At 62.8% G+C, this 17,337-nt stretch carries 14 protein-coding genes and 2 tRNA genes; 4 read left to right on the top strand and 12 right to left on the bottom strand.

Annotated features, from left to right (window positions below):
* Positions 1-237: 237 nt before the first annotated feature.
* The 6 genes from PJE01S_RS06585 to PJE01S_RS06560 all read right to left on the bottom strand — a co-directional run bounded on the left by PJE01S_RS06585 (position 238) and on the right by PJE01S_RS06560 (position 5,001).
* Positions 238-313 (bottom strand) — tRNA-His (locus PJE01S_RS06585).
* A gap of 35 nt (positions 314-348) precedes the next feature.
* Entirely contained in the window at positions 349-2,289 is a 1,941-nt protein-coding gene (locus PJE01S_RS06580; RefSeq protein ID WP_068832361.1) for a SurA N-terminal domain-containing protein, read from the bottom strand.
* Positions 2,290-2,368: 79 nt separating this feature from the next.
* Positions 2,369-2,444 (bottom strand) — tRNA-Val (locus PJE01S_RS06575).
* Positions 2,445-2,461: 17 nt separating this feature from the next.
* A complete protein-coding gene (locus PJE01S_RS06570) occupies positions 2,462-2,734 on the bottom strand; it encodes an HU family DNA-binding protein (protein WP_007874140.1) in 273 nt (90 codons plus the stop codon).
* Between the two features lie 252 nt (positions 2,735-2,986).
* A complete protein-coding gene (locus tag PJE01S_RS06565) occupies positions 2,987-4,081 on the bottom strand; it encodes a tartrate dehydrogenase (protein ID WP_281178574.1) in 1,095 nt (364 codons plus the stop codon).
* Positions 4,082-4,122: 41 nt separating this feature from the next.
* A complete protein-coding gene (locus PJE01S_RS06560; RefSeq protein WP_068832359.1) occupies positions 4,123-5,001 on the bottom strand; it encodes an alpha/beta fold hydrolase in 879 nt (292 codons plus the stop codon).
* Between the two features lie 127 nt (positions 5,002-5,128).
* On the opposite strand from PJE01S_RS06560, the gene PJE01S_RS06555 reads away from it, so the two are divergent.
* Complete coding sequence (locus tag PJE01S_RS06555) at positions 5,129-6,103, top strand: LysR family transcriptional regulator (RefSeq protein WP_068832358.1); 975 nt, start codon at positions 5,129-5,131, stop codon at positions 6,101-6,103.
* On the opposite strand, the gene PJE01S_RS06550 is transcribed toward PJE01S_RS06555, so the two are convergent.
* The 4 genes from PJE01S_RS06550 to PJE01S_RS06535 all read right to left on the bottom strand — a co-directional run bounded on the left by PJE01S_RS06550 (position 6,048) and on the right by PJE01S_RS06535 (position 11,433).
* Positions 6,048-6,935, bottom strand: a complete 888-nt coding sequence (locus PJE01S_RS06550; RefSeq protein WP_068832357.1) for a DMT family transporter — start codon at positions 6,933-6,935, stop codon at positions 6,048-6,050. The two genes, PJE01S_RS06555 and PJE01S_RS06550, sit on opposite strands and share 56 nt — an antisense overlap.
* Positions 6,936-6,997: 62 nt before the next feature.
* The gene (gene pgsA / locus PJE01S_RS06545) at positions 6,998-7,564 is read right to left on the bottom strand and encodes a CDP-diacylglycerol--glycerol-3-phosphate 3-phosphatidyltransferase (RefSeq protein ID WP_068832356.1); all 567 of its coding nucleotides are present in this window, start codon (positions 7,562-7,564) and stop codon (positions 6,998-7,000) included.
* 110 nt (positions 7,565-7,674) lie between these two features.
* Positions 7,675-9,642, bottom strand: a complete 1,968-nt coding sequence (gene uvrC, locus PJE01S_RS06540) for an excinuclease ABC subunit UvrC (protein ID WP_174548523.1) — start codon at positions 9,640-9,642, stop codon at positions 7,675-7,677.
* A gap of 60 nt (positions 9,643-9,702) precedes the next feature.
* A complete protein-coding gene (locus tag PJE01S_RS06535) occupies positions 9,703-11,433 on the bottom strand; it encodes a T6SS phospholipase effector Tle1-like catalytic domain-containing protein (RefSeq protein ID WP_068832355.1) in 1,731 nt (576 codons plus the stop codon).
* A 174-nt stretch (positions 11,434-11,607) separates the two neighbouring features.
* On the opposite strand from PJE01S_RS06535, the gene earP reads away from it, so the two are divergent.
* The 3 genes from earP to PJE01S_RS06520 all read left to right on the top strand — a co-directional run bounded on the left by earP (position 11,608) and on the right by PJE01S_RS06520 (position 14,478).
* A complete protein-coding gene (gene earP / locus PJE01S_RS06530; protein WP_068832354.1) occupies positions 11,608-12,744 on the top strand; it encodes an elongation factor P maturation arginine rhamnosyltransferase EarP in 1,137 nt (378 codons plus the stop codon).
* Positions 12,745-12,860: 116 nt separating this feature from the next.
* Positions 12,861-13,415 (top strand): elongation factor P, encoded by a 555-nt coding sequence (gene efp / locus PJE01S_RS06525; RefSeq protein WP_068832353.1) that lies wholly within the window; start codon positions 12,861-12,863, stop codon positions 13,413-13,415.
* 199 nt (positions 13,416-13,614) lie between these two features.
* The gene (locus PJE01S_RS06520) at positions 13,615-14,478 is read left to right on the top strand and encodes an LOG family protein (RefSeq protein ID WP_068832352.1); all 864 of its coding nucleotides are present in this window, start codon (positions 13,615-13,617) and stop codon (positions 14,476-14,478) included.
* Between the two features lie 269 nt (positions 14,479-14,747).
* Here PJE01S_RS06520 and PJE01S_RS06515 read toward each other — a convergent pair whose 3' ends face one another.
* Positions 14,748-15,953, bottom strand: coding sequence for an MFS transporter (locus PJE01S_RS06515; protein WP_068832351.1), 1,206 nt, complete (start codon positions 15,951-15,953; stop codon positions 14,748-14,750).
* A gap of 16 nt (positions 15,954-15,969) precedes the next feature.
* Positions 15,970-17,319: a DNA recombination protein RmuC gene (gene rmuC / locus PJE01S_RS06510; RefSeq protein ID WP_068832350.1), complete on the bottom strand. Its 1,350-nt coding sequence runs from the start codon at positions 17,317-17,319 to the stop codon at positions 15,970-15,972.
* Positions 17,320-17,337 lie beyond the last annotated feature (18 nt).

Raw genomic sequence — 17,337 nt, 5'->3', positions numbered from 1 at the left:
CGGTCACAAGAAGTCGGCAATTTCAAGCCGGTCATCGGAAACAGGGCGTCAGGCTTGTTTGATGGATATTCCACCGGCACCACTCGCGGCGGCTTCCAATTGTTTCCCAAGCCCGGCGATTTGTCACCTGAGAAAGGGCTCATTCAAAACCGCATACGGGATAAGCACCCCAGCGCGCCAAAGCTTCATGGGCAAAAAAAATCCCGCGTGCAAATGACACGCGGGATTTTCAGATACTGGGGTGGCTGATGGGGCTCGAACCCACGACAACAGGAATCACAATCCTGGACTCTACCAACTGAGCTACAGCCACCGGAGCCCTGCATTATAGCGGTAAAGCCGCACCGGTTACTGCGTTGTCACATTTTCTTCTGTATTTACTTTGCCGGCCACGGGCTTGGACACCAGGATTTCCGCCTTGAAGCGTTCCTTCAGCCCGTTGTAATAAGCCAGGTTTTCGGCAGACGTCCACCACTGCGCGTACTGGTTGCGCTCCTGCCTGGCAACCGCTTCGGCCGGCGCATCGCGGGGCACGACCTTGCTTACCTTGACAACGGCATAGCCCTGGGGGCCCAGATCCACGCCGGCAAACACCGGCAAAGCGCCCACATCGGCATGCAGCGCCGCATCCACAACCTGCACCGGGAGCTTCTGCGCCTGGTCACGTGATACCAGTACCGGGGCAGACAACGCGGCAGACGCCGGCGCGGCCTTCCAGGCGGCCAGCTTGGCGCTGCCTTCCTTGCGGGCTTCCTCTGCACCCCGCTGTGCCAGCCAGCGCTGGCGGACGATGTCCTTGACTTCCGCAAAAGGCTGAGTGTGCGCGGGCGCGTACTGGACGATGCGGCCCGAAGCCAATTGGCTGGGCGCCACCTCGACGGCCTCGGTATTGCGTTTTTTCTCGATCGCATCGGGGGCAAACAGCGCGTTGAGGAATTTCGGGCTGGCCAGCACGCCGGCAGCACCCGCGGCAGGCTGGCGCGTCACACGGCTTGCGGTTTTGATGTCGAGTTTCAAACGGTCAGCAACCGGCTTGAGGCTGTCGGACTGTTCGTACACGCCGTTGGTAAACGCTTCGGCGGATTCAGAAAATTTCTTCAGGGCTTCCTGCTTCTTGAGGTCGGCTTCCAGCTCGGGCCGCATTTCTTCAAAGCTGCGCTGCTTAGGCGTCTTGATATCGGTCAGCTTGATGATGTGATAGCCGAAATCGGACTCCACCACATCGCTGATGTCACCTTTTTTCAGGGCAAAGGCCGCATCCTCAAACGGCTTGACCATGGCGCCGCGCGCAAAGAAATCGAGATCGCCACCGTTGGAGGCGGAACCGGGGTCCTGTGAATTCTTGCGCGCCACATCGGCAAAGGTATCCGGGGCCTTCCTGACGGCCGCGAGCAGCTCCTGCGCTTTGGCCTTGGCCTTTTCACGCTCGGCTGCCGGCGCCGACTTGGGCGAGGCAATCAGGATATGGCTGGCACGGCGCTCTTCGGCACCGCTCAGTCGCTGGGCGTTCTGTTCGTAATAGGTTTTGAGGTCGGCTTCGTTGACGGTGAGGCTTTTCTTCACACTGTCCATGTCAAGCAGCACATATTCAATGCTGGCCTGCTCGGGGGCCTGGAAGAGCTTTTCGTGGGCTTTATAGAACTGCTCCAGATCGGCATCCGTCGGGCTCAGCTTGGCAGCGAAATCGGCGGCATTGAAAAGAGCCAGCTGAACTTCACGCTTCTGAAAGTAAGCATTAAGCGCCAGGTCGGCGGCGGCGTTGGAAGCCAGCCCGCTGGAAGCAATGCCCATCAGGACCTGACGCTTCGACAGATCGGCGCGCACATTGGCTTCAAACATTTCCGGGCTCATGCCCTGGCTGCCCAGCAGCTGGCGATAGCGCTCCATGTCGAGCGAGCCATCCGGCCGGCGCAAGGATGCAATTTCAGGGCTTTGCTGCAACTCGCGCGCCAGGTGCTGGTCGCTGGTGCTGAGCTTGAATTTCTCTGCCGCGGCGGCGATCACGCGCTCACGCACCAGCCGTTCCAGCGTGGCGTAGCGTGCTTCCGGTGAATCCAGCAGCTTGGCATCCAGCGTAGGCATGGAGGCGCGCAGTCTGTCGACTTCGCTCTGGTGTGCCCGATCCCATTCCGACTGGATGATGTCCTTGCCGTCCACCTTGGCAACAGTCACTCCGTTTTCCCTGGAGCGGTTATAGCTGTTAAGGCCAACCAGGATAAAGGACGGGACAATCAGCAAAAACAGCAACCCCATCGTGACTTTGGTGTGCTTGCGAATGAAATCAAACATCTCGAATTTCCTGTACGACTGTCGAATGGACCCAACAAAAAAAAAGGCGAACCTTGTTCGCCTTTTTTCAATGGGTGGGTGGTGGGTGCTGACGGGCTCGAACCGCCGACCTACGCCGTGTAAGGGCGCTGCTCTACCAACTGAGCTAAGCACCCCACCTGAAACCTTTATATCAGTTCAAAGCATCCTTGAGTGCTTTGCCCGGACGGAACTTTGGAACCTTGGCAGCCTTGATTTTAATCGCATCGCCGGTGCGCGGATTACGACCCGTACGGGCAGCGCGTTTGCCGACAGCAAAAGTGCCAAAACCCACCAGAGACACGGAGCCTCCTTTTTTCAGGGTGGTTTTCACAGCACCAATGGTTGACTCCAGTGCGCGCGTAGCGGCAGCTTTGGAAATGTCAGCATGTTTGGCAATGTGCTCGATTAGTTCAGTCTTGTTCACAAGGAGCCCCTCGTTGATAAAAAGTTAATCTGGTTGTCTCTAAAAAATATCTCCCGGGACACAGTGATGGAAGTGTCAGCGGGAGCGGCATGCGCAGGTTCTCTGCTGATGCCATTAGAGCCATGGACGTCTTAGCTGTCAATACAGCAGCATGTTTTTACAACGTGCGGACGCGGATTCTAGTCCCTTTTTTGCGGCTTCTCGGCCAGAGCGCTCACGCGACATGTATTTTTCATGCGTCAGCAAATGCCTTCAGCCCTGCGCAAGAGCCGCTGCCACGGCCTTGCCAAGATCCGCAGTGCCAGCCAGGCCGCCCAGATCCGGCGTGCGTGGTGCGCCACTGTCGGGCTGCAATACCTTCTCAATCGCCGCAAGAATGCCGTCGTGCGCCTCCTTGTGTCCGAGGAACTCCAGCATCATGGCACCGCACCAGATCTGGCCGATGGGATTGGCGATATTGCGCCCGGCAATGTCCGGTGCCGAACCATGCACGGGCTCGAACAGCGAAGGGAACTTGCGCTCCGGATTCAGGTTGGCGCTGGGTGCGATGCCAATGGTGCCGGTGCAGGCGGGCCCGAGGTCGCTGAGAATGTCGCCAAACAGATTGCTGGCCACCACCACGTCGAAGAAATCGGGGCGCTGGACGAAGTGCGCCGTCAGGATGTCGATATGAAACTTGTCCAGCTGAATCGCCGGATAGTTCTTCGCCATCTCGGCCACGCGCTCATCCCAGTAAGGCATGGAGATGGAAATGCCGTTTGATTTTGTGGCGCTGGTCAGATGCTTCTTAGGCCGTGACTGCGCCAACTCAAATGCAAACTTCAGCACGCGGTCCACACCGATACGCGTGAACACCGACTCCTGCAAGACAAACTCACGATCCGTGCCCGGGAAAGCCTTGCCGCCAATGCTGGAGTACTCGCCCTCTGTGTTTTCTCGCACGATGTAAAAATCAATTTCACCCGGCTGGCGTGGACGGCCATCACGCCTGACCACGGGCGCGATGATGCCGGGCATCAGGCGTGCGGGACGCAAATTGATGTACTGGTCGAACTCGCGCCTGAACAGCAGCAGCGAACCCCATAGCGACACATGGTCGGCGATTTTGTCGGGCCAGCCCACCGCGCCGAAGTAAATCGCATCGTGTCCGCCGATCTGGTCTTTCCAGTTGTCGGGCATCATCTGCCCGTGCTTTTCAAAATAGTCCCAGCTTGAAAAATCAAAATGATCGAACTGCAGGTCGATGCCGTATTTGTCGGCCGCCGCCTCCAGCACGCGGATGCCTTCGGGCATCACTTCCTTGCCAATGCCGTCACCCGCGATGACTGCAATTCGTTTCTTGCCGATGTTCTTGCTTGTGTTCATGCTCATGATTGAGTTCCTTTGGTTCAGGTTTTGAAAAAATTCAGGGCGTCGGCAAGCAGCAGCGCTGACGCTTCTTCCGCAATGTAGTGGCCGCAGGGCAAGGCGCGCCCCGACACGTCGCTGGCGCGTTCCCGCCAGAGACCCAGCACGTCAAAGCATTGGCCCACCGCGCCATGCTGCCCCCACAACACGCGCAGCGGCTGTGCCAGGCGATGCCCCGCCGCGACATCGGCCCGGTCGTGCACCAGGTCAATCGTGGCGGATGCGCGGTAGTCCTCGCAGATGCTCATGGCTGTGCCCGGAATCTGCGCGCAGCGCTCGTACTCCGCCAGCGCCGCCGGGGCAAAGGCCGCCAGCCCCGCATGGCGCTTGCCCATCACGCTGCGTACATAGCGCACCGGGTCCGACTCGATCAGGGCTTCCGGCAATGGCGGCGGCTGGATCAAAAAGAACCAGTGCCAGTAAGCGCGCGCAAAAGCATCCGACGTGTTGTCATACATGGCCAGCGTGGGCGCAATGTCCAGCAGCATCAACCGCTGAACCGCTTCGGGATGGTCGGCCGCCAGCCGGTGCGCCACCCGTGCACCGCGGTCATGGGCCAGCACCTGAAACTGCTCGAATCCATGGTGGCGCATCACGGCCACGGCATCGAGCGCCATCGCACGCTTGGAATAGGCCTGGTGTTCCGCATCGCTGCCGACCCGGGCTGAATCCCCGTAGCCGCGCAAGTCCATCATGACCACGGTAAACATTTCGGCCAGCTCATGCGCCACCGCGTGCCACATCACATGGGATTGCGGATGGCCATGCAGCAGTAACAGCGGCGCGCCCTGCCCGCCACGCAAGGAGCGCAGCCTACCGGCGGGACCTTCGATATCGCATGACGCAAATCCATCAAACATTTATCCGCCTTGCTTTTCTTTCCATGACGTGAACCCTTGCCTCTGTGTACTCTTCACAGATTTTGTCGCACCCAGAAGCTCGATTCAAGCAATAATCCGGCAATCAATTATTTCTTTTAGGGCATGAATGGAACGCAGCGACCTGGAGCTTGTACTGGCGGTACGCGATCACGGCAGCCTGTCCGCCGCCGCGCTCAGCCTCGATGTGGCCCCGCCCGTTGTGACCAAGCGCCTGGCCGCGCTGGAAGCACAACTGGGCCAGCGTCTGTTCCAGCGCACCACGCGGCGCGTCAGCCCGACCGCCGAGGGCGAGACCGTGTGCGAACGCGCGCTGGTGTTGCTGCAGGGCTTTACCGCGCTGGAAGCCGAGTTGCAGGAACGCAAGGCCGAGCCCACGGGCTTGATCCGGCTGGCGGCCACCTTCGGATTCGGGCGCTTGTGGCTGGGGCCTGCGCTGGCGAACTTTCAGGAACGCTACCCACGCATCGAGATCCAGTTGCAGCTCACCGAGCAACTGCCAGACCTTGTGCTCGAAGGATATGACGGTGCCATCTGGCTCTGGGAGGTGGAAGGCCGGCAGGCCGCGCAATGGGTGTCGCGCCGGCTGGCGCGCAACCAGCGCGTGCTGGTGGCCTCACCCCGCTACATCAGGCAGCATGGCGCCCCTTCAAGCGTGGAAGCCTTGCAGACGCACGCCTGCCTGATCGTGCGTGAAAACGGCAATGCGGGCCAGCGTTTTGATGTATGGACCCTGCACAAAGACCGCGACAAAACACCCACCCGGGTGCGCGTGCATGGGCCGCTGTCGAGCAACTCCGGTGAGCTGGTGCGCGACTGGTGCGTGGAGGGCCGCGGCATCATGCTGCGCAGCCTCTGGGATATTGCGCCCCAGCTGGCGTCAGGCCAACTGGTGCGCGTGCTGCCGGGCTACGCCATGCCCGACGCCGACATTCACTGGCTGGCGCCCTACCGCACGGACTCGCCGCGGCGTATCCGCCTGCTCATCGATTTTCTGCTCGCGCAGTTTCAGGACGCGCCCTGGAGGACTACGCCACCCGCGGCTTCGCGGACCGCACCACGAGGCTCACGCCCAGCGCCGTGAGCGCCGTGCCCACGATGGTCGCTGCCGTGATCGGTTCGCCGAACAGCAGCCAGGCCATCAGGGCCGTGGTGGGCGGCACCAGGTAGAGCAAGCTGGTCACCGAGGTGGCCGCTCCGCGCTGGATCAGCAGATAGAGCAGCGAACTGCCGCCCAGCGTGAGCGCCAGCACCGACCAGGCCATGGAGCCGATGAATGGGGCGTTCCAGACAATGGCTTCGCTTTCCAGAAAGGCCAACGGCAAGGTCAACAACAGGGCCGCGCCCAGCTGGATGGCATTGGCGCTGCGCACATCGGCAGGCTGCACAAAACGCTTCTGGTAAAGCGTGCCCACCGTGATGCAGAGCAGCGCAAACAGCGCGCAAGCCAGGGTCAGCGCCGTGACCTCGCTGCCCGTGCCAAATTTGCGCGCGACCACCAGCAGCAAACCACCCAGGCCCAGCACCAGCCCTGTCCACTGCCGTGCGGTGACTTGGGCTTGCCCGGAACCGCCGGAAGGCGCCGCCCACGAAATCCACAGCGCCGTCAGCACCGGCTGCAAGCCCACGATCAGCGCCGTGAGGCCGGAGCCCATGCCGCCCTTGACGGCCACCCAGACACCGCCCAGATAGCCGCCATGCATCAGCACCCCTGTCACGACCAGATGCAGCCACTGCGCGCGCCCGCGCGGCCAGGAGGCTCGGGCCAGCATGATCCAGACCAGGAAGCAGACGATGGAGAAGAAATAGCGAATCGCCAGAAAGGTCAGCGGCGGCGCATAAGGCAGTCCGAACTTGGCGACGATGAAGCCGGTGCTCCAGATCAGCACGAACACGGCGGGCATCGCCCGAATCATGAAGGGAACCGGGGCGCTGGAGGAATGTACGGAACTCAAGAACTGACCACTTCAGCAAAGATTCATTTGGCCCGCGCGCGAATTTCCGGAATGGCTTTTTGCAGGTAATAAACCATGGACCACACCGTCAGAATCGCCGACAGCCAGATCAGCCAGGTGCCCCATACATGGGTGTCGACCAGCCCGAACAGCCTGCCGTCAAACAGCAGGAAGGGAATCGCAATCATCTGCACCGTGGTTTTGACCTTGCCGATCATGTGCACGGCCACGCTCTTGGCGGCGCCGATCTGCGCCATCCATTCGCGCAGCGCCGAAATCGCAATCTCGCGGCCAATGATGATGAGCGCCACAAACACATCGGCGCGCTGCAAATGCACCAGCACCAGCAGGGAGGCACACACGAGGAATTTGTCGGCCACCGGATCGAGAAAGGCGCCAAACGAGGAGGTCTGGTTCAGCTTGCGCGCCAGAAAACCGTCCAGCCAATCGGTCGCGGCGAAGACCACGAACATCAGCGTGGCAATCAGGTTGCGTTCGGCCGGGGCGATATTCAGATAGAAAACCCCCACGATCAACGGAATCGCAACAATGCGGGTCCAGGTCATCAAGGTGGGGATGGTCAGAAACATGAGCGCGATTTTGGCATGAGCCGTCCCCTGCCCTGTCCGCGCAGGCCAAAATGCCTGGGTTCGTTGTACAAAAACGTCTCGCCTGACCGAGCCGGCGAGCGTCTGCACACTCAATGCAGGGCCCGGTAAATTTCTTCGGCCAGGTCTTTGGAAATGCCGTCGACCATGGCGATGTCTTCGGCGCTGGCCGACGCGATGCCGCGAATGCCGCCAAAGCGCTGCAGCAGGCTGGCGCGCCGCTTGGGGCCTATGCCCGGAATATCTTCCAGCTTGCTGCCACCCACACGCACCTTGGCGCGCTTGGCGCGCATGCCGGTGATGGCAAAGCGGTGGGCCTCATCGCGGATCTGCGCAATCAGCATCAGCGCGGCCGAGTCCCGGCCCAGGTAGGCCTTGTCGCGGCCGTCGGCAAACACCAGTTCCTCCAGCCCGACCTTGCGGCCCTCGCCTTTTTCAACACCGGCAATCAGCCCCAGGTCCAGGCCCAGCTCGCTGAACACTTCGCGCGCCATGGAAACCTGCCCCTTGCCGCCATCGACCAGCACCAGGTCGGGCAACCTGGCGTCGCCATTGCGTGCGGCCTCGGCCAGCCTGGTGTAGCGGCGCGTCAGCACCTGGCGCATGGCCGCGTAATCGTCGCCGGGCGTGATGCCTTCGATGTTGTAGCGACGGTATTCGCTGTTGACCATCTTGTGGCCGTGAAACACCACGCAGGAGGCCTGGGTGGACTCGCCCGCCGTGTGCGAGATGTCGAAACACTCGATGCGCAGGGCATCCAGGTTGTCCAGGGACAGGTCCAGCGCTTCGGCCAGCGCACGCGTGCGCGCCTGTTGCGAGCCCTGCTCGGCCAGCAGCCGCGCCAGCTGCAGGCCGGCATTCTTTTGCGCCATTTCCAGCCAGATGCGGCGCTGTTCGTGCGGCTGGTGAAGGGCCGTGACCCTGCTGCCGGCCTGGGCGGCCAGGGCATCGATCAACGCCTTGTCCACCGGCTCGCTGCACACCAGGGTGGGCGGCACGGGCACGTCGATGTAGTGCTGGGCGATGAAGGCTTCCAGCACCAGGGCCTCCAGGGACTTGCCGCCTGGCTGCGGCCTGGCAGGCGTGCCCTCGCCTGTGCCCGCTTCCTCAATCTCCAGATCCAGTGTCGCGGCATCGGTGGCATTTTCGACATGCGTGGGGAAGTAAGCCCTGTCGCCCAAATGCCGGCCGCCGCGCACCATGGCCAGGTTGACGCAGGCCTTGCCGCCCTGCACTTTCACCGCCAGGATGTCCACGTCCTTGTCGCCGCCAATTTCCATGGACTGCTGGTGCAGCACCTTGGACAACGCGGCCATCTGGTTGCGCAGTTCGGCGGCCTGCTCGAACTCCAGCTTGTCGGCGTGCGCCAGCATCTTCTTTTCAAGCTCGGTCAGGATGTCCTGCGCCTGGCCTTGCAAAAAGCGCTCGGCATTGGCGGTGTCCAACGCATACTGCTCGGCCGACACATGGCCCACGCAGGGCGCGGAGCAGCGCTTGATCTGGTACAGCAGGCAGGGCCGGGTGCGGTTGTTGAACACCGTGTCTTCGCAGGTGCGCAGCTTGAAGACTTTCTGCAGCAGCAAGATGGTGTCCTTCACCGCCCAAGCGCTGGGATAGGGGCCGAAGTAGCGGTGCTTCTTCTCCACCGCACCACGGTAGTAGGCGATGCGCGGGAAGACCTGCGCCGGCGGGCCCTCCGCCTGCGCGGTGCTGGTGCCCGTCAACTTGAGGTAGGGATAGCTCTTGTCGTCCCGAAACAGGATGTTGTATTTCGGATTCAGCGCCTTGATCAGGTTGTTTTCCAGCAGCAGCGCCTCGGCCTCCGAGCGCACCACCGTGGTTTCCATGCGGGCTATCTTGCTCACCATGTGGCCAATGCGCGTGCCGCCGTGGTTTTTCTGGAAGTAGCTGGTCACCCGCTTTTTGAGGTTGCGCGCCTTGCCGACGTAGAGCACACCGCCTTCGGCGTCGAAATAGCGGTAGACCCCCGGCAGTGCGGGCAACGCTGCCACTTCGGCCAGCAGCTCGGGCGTATGTACGGTGCTCAGGTTTTGGGACATAAGCCCTATTTTGCCGCGCGCCCCGATACGGCGTGCCCGCTGCCCGCCTGAGGCCGGGCTTTACCCTCTTACCGTCGCGGCTTGCCAGGTGCGCCGGCGCTTCCCCACACCCCATGCCCACAGAGCGCCGCAAGCTGCAAGCCCGGTCCACTTGGCCAGCGCCGCGGCCGTCATGGCCAGCCCCACCAGCAGTTCCGCCTGCGGAAGCAGGGTGCTGGGAAAGCCGCTGACGAGCAGCAGCGTGAGCATGTTTTCCGTGAGGTCGGCGGCCACCGTGAACAGGCCACTCATTCCCAGCAGGTTGAGCGCGAGCGAAGGCCGCTGTGAGGCCCGGCGCAGCCCGGCCACGCGCGCAAATGCCCAGGTGATCCCGCGCGAGATGATGTAGCCATACGCGGCGATCAGGCCCAGGTCAGCCAGCAGTGCGCCTGCCACACGCCCAAAAGCCGGTAGCGCCTCTGTGGGGTAAGCCCATGACAGCCACCACCCGAGTTGCCAGTGCGCGAGCACCAGGTTGGCGACGGCCGCCTCGGGCAGCGCGGTGACCAGCGCCAGCAGGCACTGCCACAGGGACATCGTGCCCGGGTCGATGGCGCCGCTCAAAAGCCCGCCTGCGGCCGACCAGAAAACCAGCAGGAACACCGCCGCGACGACAAGCGGCAAGGGTGAACGGGATTTGGCCCACACCGTGTCGGCCGGAAAGGAAAGACCCAGCTGTGCCACGCAGGGGTGCTCCACCGGGTGCGCAGGCAGCATGGGGCCGCCCGGGTCACCCACCGCATGAGTATCCCGCAGCCTGAGCCCCGCAAGTGCCCACAGGGGTGTCTCGAAGGTTTCGCTGTGCACCCGGGGCACGGCCATGAAGGAAGGCAAACCGGCCGCCCGCTGCACTTTCAGAACGGCCTGGGCATCCACCCCGCCGGAGGCCGCCAGGAAGTTCGCCGGCAGGCGCAACCCGCATGCCACGGACTCTTCCAGCATCCATTGCAGCGATTCATTGGACAGCCGCGCGGCCGACGTGATGTAGCCGCCGCCCACGTCGCAGTGCGCGCCTGAAAACCACAGCTGCCGGATGCTCTGGCCATGCGCCGCGTAGTCGAAAGCCGGGTCGATGTAATAGGGACGGGGCTCGAAAGAGCGCCGGTATTCGTCCAGCGCCAGGGCCTGGCGCACATGGTGGAAGCGCTTGCCCACGATGGTGGGCGAGGCGGTGATGGTGCGGCTGAGGAAAGGCGCGCCCACGGACGCCACCGTATCCCACACGCCGACAAACCAGATCGGGGCCAGCCTCGCGTCGCTGGCGCAAAACAGCTCGCTGATCTGGGCCCGGATTCGCTGGTATTCGCCCTTGCCCTTTTCCCTGTCGGAGAAATAGACATGCAGGAGCGTGGGCACCATGCTCTCCATTTCGGGCCGCAGCAGGCCGAACTGCGTAACCAGGCCGCCAATGCTGCGCGCGGTGAAGGCGCCGCGCGAAAAGCCATACAGGAAAATCTGGTCACCGGCCTGGTAGTGGCGCATGAGAAACAGGTAGGCCTCGGCGATGTTTTCGTAAATACCCTTGCCAAAAGCCAACCCGTAGAGCCGCTCATAGCGGCGGCTGAAGTTGTCCGACGCCGTCGCCCCGGGCAGCTGGCCCGGGTTGCCCACGCCTGGGTCGTAGTAAAGAAGCTGGCCGCTGGCCTCCGGCGCCAGCAAATCGCAAAGCTTGGTCACGTTGGTGTCGTGGCTGCCGCCGGTCAGGTTGTTGTTGGTGCCGTCGCAGCAAACGATCAGTTGCCTGGGTGTCATGGGCCTCTCCTGCCGCACCGGGCATGGCGTGGGGCCTACAGCATAGCCACGGGCAAGCCGTTCACCAATGCCCATTCGAAGGGGTAGCGGTGGTTCGGGCAATATTCACCGGCAGACAGAGTATGGAAACCGGCGGCGCCATGGCGCCCGCCGTGCTGGCGTCACAATATCCGCATGGCTGCCGTGCGCGTTTGGGACATTTTTTGCAAGGTTATCGACAACTTCGGGGACATCGGCGTGTGCTGGCGCCTGGCCGCCGACCTCGCCGGGCGCGGCCAGCAGGTGCGGTTGTGGGTCGATGACGCGTCGGCGCTGGGCTGGATGGCCCCTGCCGGCTGCGAAGGCGTGCGCGTCCTGCCCTGGACCGGGCCGCTGGACCTGGTTGCCGCGGGCCTGGAGCAACAGGCGCCGGACGTGATGGTGGAGGCCTTCGGCTGTGAAATTGCTCCTGAATTCATAGCATTTTGCGCCCGCAAGGAATGGGCTGCAGGCATAAAACCCGTGTGGATCAACCTCGAATACCTGTCGGCCGAGCCCTATGTCGAGCGCTGCCATGCCATGCCCTCGCCCGTGATGAGCGGCCCCGCCGCCGGCTGGACCAAGTGGTTTTTCTACCCCGGCTTCACGGCCGCCACCGGCGGCCTGCTGCGCGAGCCCGGCCTGGCCGGACGGCAGGCGCGCTTTGACCGCGCCGGCTGGCTGGCCGCGCAACACATCCCCTGGAACGGCGAAAAGCTGGTCTCGCTGTTTTGCTACGAGCCCGCGGCATTGTCCGAACTCCTGGCGCAATGGGCCGCGCACGGGCTGGATGGCGAGCCCGTGCGCCTGCTGGTGGCGGCCGGACGGGCCGAAAAGGCGGTGAAAGCCGTTTTAAATAATGAAAAAGGCCTCCAGCCCTTATTGGACGGACGCAAGCAGCTATCAATTTCATACCTGAACCTGCTGACGCAGCAGGAGTTTGACCATTTGCTGTGGGCTTGCGACCTCAATTTCGTGCGGGGTGAGGATTCGGTGCTGCGGGCGCTTTGGGCCGGCAAGCCCTTTGTCTGGCACATCTACCCGCAAGAGGACGAAGCCCATCTGGCCAAGCTGCAGGCCTTTCTGGACATGCTGGATGCCCCGCCCTCGCTCAGGGTCTTTCACACCCGCTGGAACACCGGGCCAGCGCCGGCCCCTGCCCCGGAACCAAGCCCCGCAACGGCCCTCGACCTGGCCGCCTGGCAGGCCTGCGCACTGGCAGCCCGCTCCCGCCTGATGGCCCAGGACGACCTGAGTACCCGCCTGCTCGGCTTTGTGGCAAAAAAACGCTAAAATCAAGAGCTCAGCGGATTTGCCTGCCTGACAAAGCGCATACCCGCTCACACAACCCGCCGCAGAACCTGCACATCCCTGCACCCGTTTAGCGGTCCACCCTAGTCAAAACTGCTATGAAAATCGCTCAAGAAATCCGCGCCGGTAACGTCATCATGAACGGCAAAGACCCCATGGTCGTGCTCAAGACCGAATACAGCCGCGGCGGGCGCAACTCCGCCACCGTGCGCATGAAGCTCAAGAGCCTGATCGCCAACTTCAACACCGAAGTCGTGTTCAAGGCCGACGACAAGATGGACCAGGTCATTCTGGACAAGAAGGAATGCACCTATTCCTACTTTGCCGACCCGATGTACATCTGCATGGACACCGAGTACAACCAGTACGAAGTCGAAGCCGAAAACATGGGCGACTCGCTGAACTACCTGCAAGACGGCATGGAACTGGAAGTCGTGTTTTATGACGGCAAGGCCATCTCGGTTGAAGTGCCCACCAGCGTGCAGCGCGAAATCACCTGGACCGAGCCTGCCGTCAAGGGCGACACCTCCGGCAAGGTCCTCAAGCCCGCCAAGATTGCCACCGGCTTTGAAATCGGTGTGCCTATTTTCGTGGCCCAAGGCGATGTCGTTGAAATCGACACCCGCACCGGCGAATACCGCAAGCGCGTCTAGGCGCCCCTCAAAGGGCCCGCTCAGGCGCGCCCTGCCCCCCGAAAAAAGCTCCCTCCCGAGGGGGCTTTTTTTGTTCTGGGGCTCCCTGCTGCCGTACCCCTTGCCGTACACACGGCATGGCTGTTACCTGCTGTTGCGGGATGCCGGCTGAAGCGCATCCCGCTGTGCCACGCAGCCCGTCCATGGTTGACAATGGCGCATGGACCAAACTCAAGACCTATCCACCAACCGCCTGGCAGATGCATGGGCGGAACTGCAATCCCACTCCAGCAACGGATCGCCGTTACAGGCAGATGCCTATCGGCTCGCCTTCGCCGATCCGGAGTTCCTGCTCCGCCGTGAGACACGCGGCATCCGCTTCCAGCTGGAGATGCTCAAACCCGAGATTGACCAGCACGAGCAGGGCATCGAAAACACCGTCGTGGTGTTTGGCAGCGCACGCTTTCCCGCACCCGAGCAGGCCGCAGCAACGCTCAAAGCCGCGGAGGAAAGCGGCGATGAAGCGGCGCTGGCGCTGGCCCGCCGCCACATGCGCAACGCCCGGTATTACGAGCAGGCCAGAGCGTTTGCGCGCCTGGTGGCCACCTACAGCAAGCCGCGCCCAACGGCCGAGCAGCTGTTCATCTGCACCGGAGGCGGCCCCGGCATCATGGAAGCGGCCAACCGTGGTGCGTACGAGATGGGCGCCCTCACCGTAGGACTCAACATTGCACTGCCGCACGAACAGTCGGCCAATCCCTATGTCTCGCCATCGGTGAACTTCAAGTTCCACTACTTCGCATTGCGCAAAATGCACTTCATGATGCGTGCCAAGGCGCTGGTGGCCTTTCCGGGGGGATTTGGCACGCTTGACGAGCTGTTTGAAGTCATCACGCTGGTGCAGACCGGCAAGGCCAGGCCCGTGCCCATCATTCTCTTTGGCTCCGACTACTGGAAACGCCTGGTCAACTTTGACGTGCTGATCGAAGAAGGCGCGATATCGCCTGGTGATCTCAAGCTGTTCGAATATGTCGACGACCCCCAGTCGGCCTGGGATGCCATCCGGAAGTTTTACCAACTCTAAGAACTGGTGCCCCCACGTTCGCCCACAACGCGCGAGCTCTCTGCCCCCGAGGGGGCTAATTTTCCTTGGGGCGGCCCGGCGCTGAAATGGCCCCCACGTTCGCCCACAACGCGCGAGCTCTCTGCCCCCGAGGGGGCTAATTTTCCTTGGGGCGGCCCGGCGCTGAAATGGCCCCCACGTTCGCCCACAACGCGCGAGCTCTCTGCCCCCCGAGGGGGCTAATTTTCCTTGGGGCGGCCCGGCGGAAAATTGTGGCCTTCCGCTGATCACTAATGAGGCGAGTGCGGCTCTGCGTGCCCGCCATGGGATGACAGGCTGTCCTTGAGCAGCCATGCCGCGCGCGAGCCGACGCCGACCAGAGCGCCTGTCGCCCAGAAGACGCCCGCAATACCCACCAGTGCGCCAGCCGAGCCGAACAGCATCGGCATGATGACGCTGGATGCATTGATCGCCATCAGCCGCAGCCCCAGCGCTTCGCCATGACGCGCTTCGGGCGTGATCTGGTGCAGCATGCTCATGATCATGGGCTGCACCGTGCCCAGTGCAAACCCCAGCAGCACGGAGCACATGCCCATGGTCAGCGCGGAGGGCATGAAAGGGTAGACCGCGAAAAGCGCCGCGGTAGACAGCATGGCACCGGCCAGCACCTTCCACTCGCGCAGATGCGCCGCCACCAGCGGCATCAGCATGCGGATGACGGCCGCCGCCATGGCAAAGGCGCCCAGTATGAAACCGATGACCGACGCGCTGATGCCCCGCTCAAAGCCCAGCACCGGCACCACAAAGGTGTGCACATCCCAGCAGGACGACAAAAACCAGTTCACCAGCATCAGCCGGCGAAAGGTCGGCTGGCGCAACAGGTCCCAGGCCTTGGGCGCATGGCTGCCGTTGGCGGCAATCACGGGTGGCAGCTCACGGGTTCGCCGGACCAGAAACCAGCTGGCCAGGGGCAACACCGCCATCAGCAGAAAAGCCGCCCGGTAACCCCAGAGGCTGCCCCAGGTGGCGCCGGCGTGGTCAATCAGCAGCCCGGCCGTGAACGGCCCGATAAAGTTGGAAATCGCCGGGCCAATCGACAGCCAGCTGAACACCCGCTTGAGCTGCAGCGCCCCGACCGCCGCACGCCCGACATGCCGTTGCAGGGCAATGACGGCCGCGCCCGTGGCGCCGCCCGTCAGCAACGCGGCCAGGCACAGCACCGGAAACACCGGGAAGACCACCGCCGCGCCCGCGCCCGCCACCGCCGCCACCACGCTGTAGCTGATGGGCCGCCGCAGGCCGTTCCGGTCCGCAAAGCGGCCGGCCGGCAAGGCCAGAAAGACCTGGGTCAGCGCGAAGAGCGCCAGCAGCACCCCGACGGCCGCCGGGCTGTAGCCCTCGCGAAGCGCCAGCAAGGGCGCTGTCATGCGCGTGCCGGCCATGCAGGCATGCAGACAGATCTGCGCCAGGATCAGGCGGGCCAATTCACGGGTCATGCGGCGCGGTTCAAGTTCAGTCCAGTTCTTTGTCCATAGGAATCAGGAGTGCGGAATCGGCTTCCGGCAATGCCTCGACATCGCGCAAGGCCTTGCCCATCACGCGGCTGCGCTGCTCGGCGCTGCTCAGCGTATTGAGCACGGTCTCGGTCTGCGACTTGACCTTGGCCAGCACGTCGCCGAACTTGCCAAACTCGGTCTTCACCGCACCCAGCACCTGCCAGACTTCGCTGGAACGTTTTTCCAGCGCCAGCGTCCTGAAACCCATCTGCAGGGAAGTCAGCATGGCCAGCAAGGTCGTCGGCCCCGCCAGCGTGACACGGTGGTCGCGCTGCAGGCTCTCCATCAGGCCGGGGCGGCGCAGCACTTCCGCGTACAGGCCTTCCGTCGGCAAAAACAGGATGGCGAAGTCCGTGGTGTAAGGCGGCTCTATGTATTTTTCGGAGATCGATCTGGCCTCCAGGCGGATGCGCATTTCCAGCGCCTTGCCCGCCGCTTCAGCGCCCGGCACGTCGGCGCGCTGCTGCGCATCCAGCAGGCGCTCGTAATCTTCATTGGGAAATTTCGCATCGATAGGCAGCCACAGCGGCTCGCCCGCATCGGAGCGGCCCGGCAGCTTGATGGCGAAATCCACCAGGCTCTTGCTGCCACGCCGCGTCGCCACCTGCGCCGCATACTGGTCGACGGTGAACACCTGCTCCAGCAGGGCCGACAGCTGCGCCTCGCCAAAAATGCCGCGCGTCTTCACGTTGGTCAGCAAATGCTTGAGGTCGCCCACGCCTTGTGCCAGCGTTTGCATCTCGCCCAGGCCCTTGTGCACCTGCTCCAGCCGGTCAGCCACCTGCTTGAAGCTCTGGCCCAGACGGGTTTCCAGCGTGGTTTGCAGCTTCTCGTCAACCGTCTTGCGCATCTCGTCAAGCTTGGCCGAATTGGTTTGCTGCAACTGCGCCAGCTGCTTTTCCAGCGTTTCCCGCACCTCGCCCATGCGGCGCGCATTGGATTCGCTGACCGATTGCAGCTGCGTGGTCAGGGTGTCCGACAGGGTTTTCTGCAGCAGCGTGAGTTGCTGTGAAAACGCATCGATCTGCGTGTTTTGCGTGCGAATGGCCTCGGCACTCTGCTGCACCAGCGTTTGCTGGAAGGTGGCAAACGTGCCGGCCAACTCCTGCCGGCTGCTGCGCGAGTTCTCGCCGATCTCGCGCCGCAACTCGCGCTCCACCTTGTCGTGGCCCGCCGCCATGCCGGCCAGCAACTCCATGCGCCCCTTCTCGGGGGATTCGGCAGGTTCAGGCGGTTTGCGCAGCAGCAGCCAGACCAGCAACAACAGGTTGGCCACCAGCATGGCCATCATCAACCAGAAATCCATGAATGCTTTGCTATTTAA

It is taken from the genome of Polaromonas jejuensis NBRC 106434 (assembly GCF_001598235.1).
Classification (GTDB): Bacteria; Pseudomonadota; Gammaproteobacteria; order Burkholderiales; family Burkholderiaceae_C; genus Polaromonas; species Polaromonas jejuensis.
The sequence above is the reverse complement of the archived record's forward strand: the minus strand, read 5'-3'. Positions and strand labels throughout refer to the sequence as shown.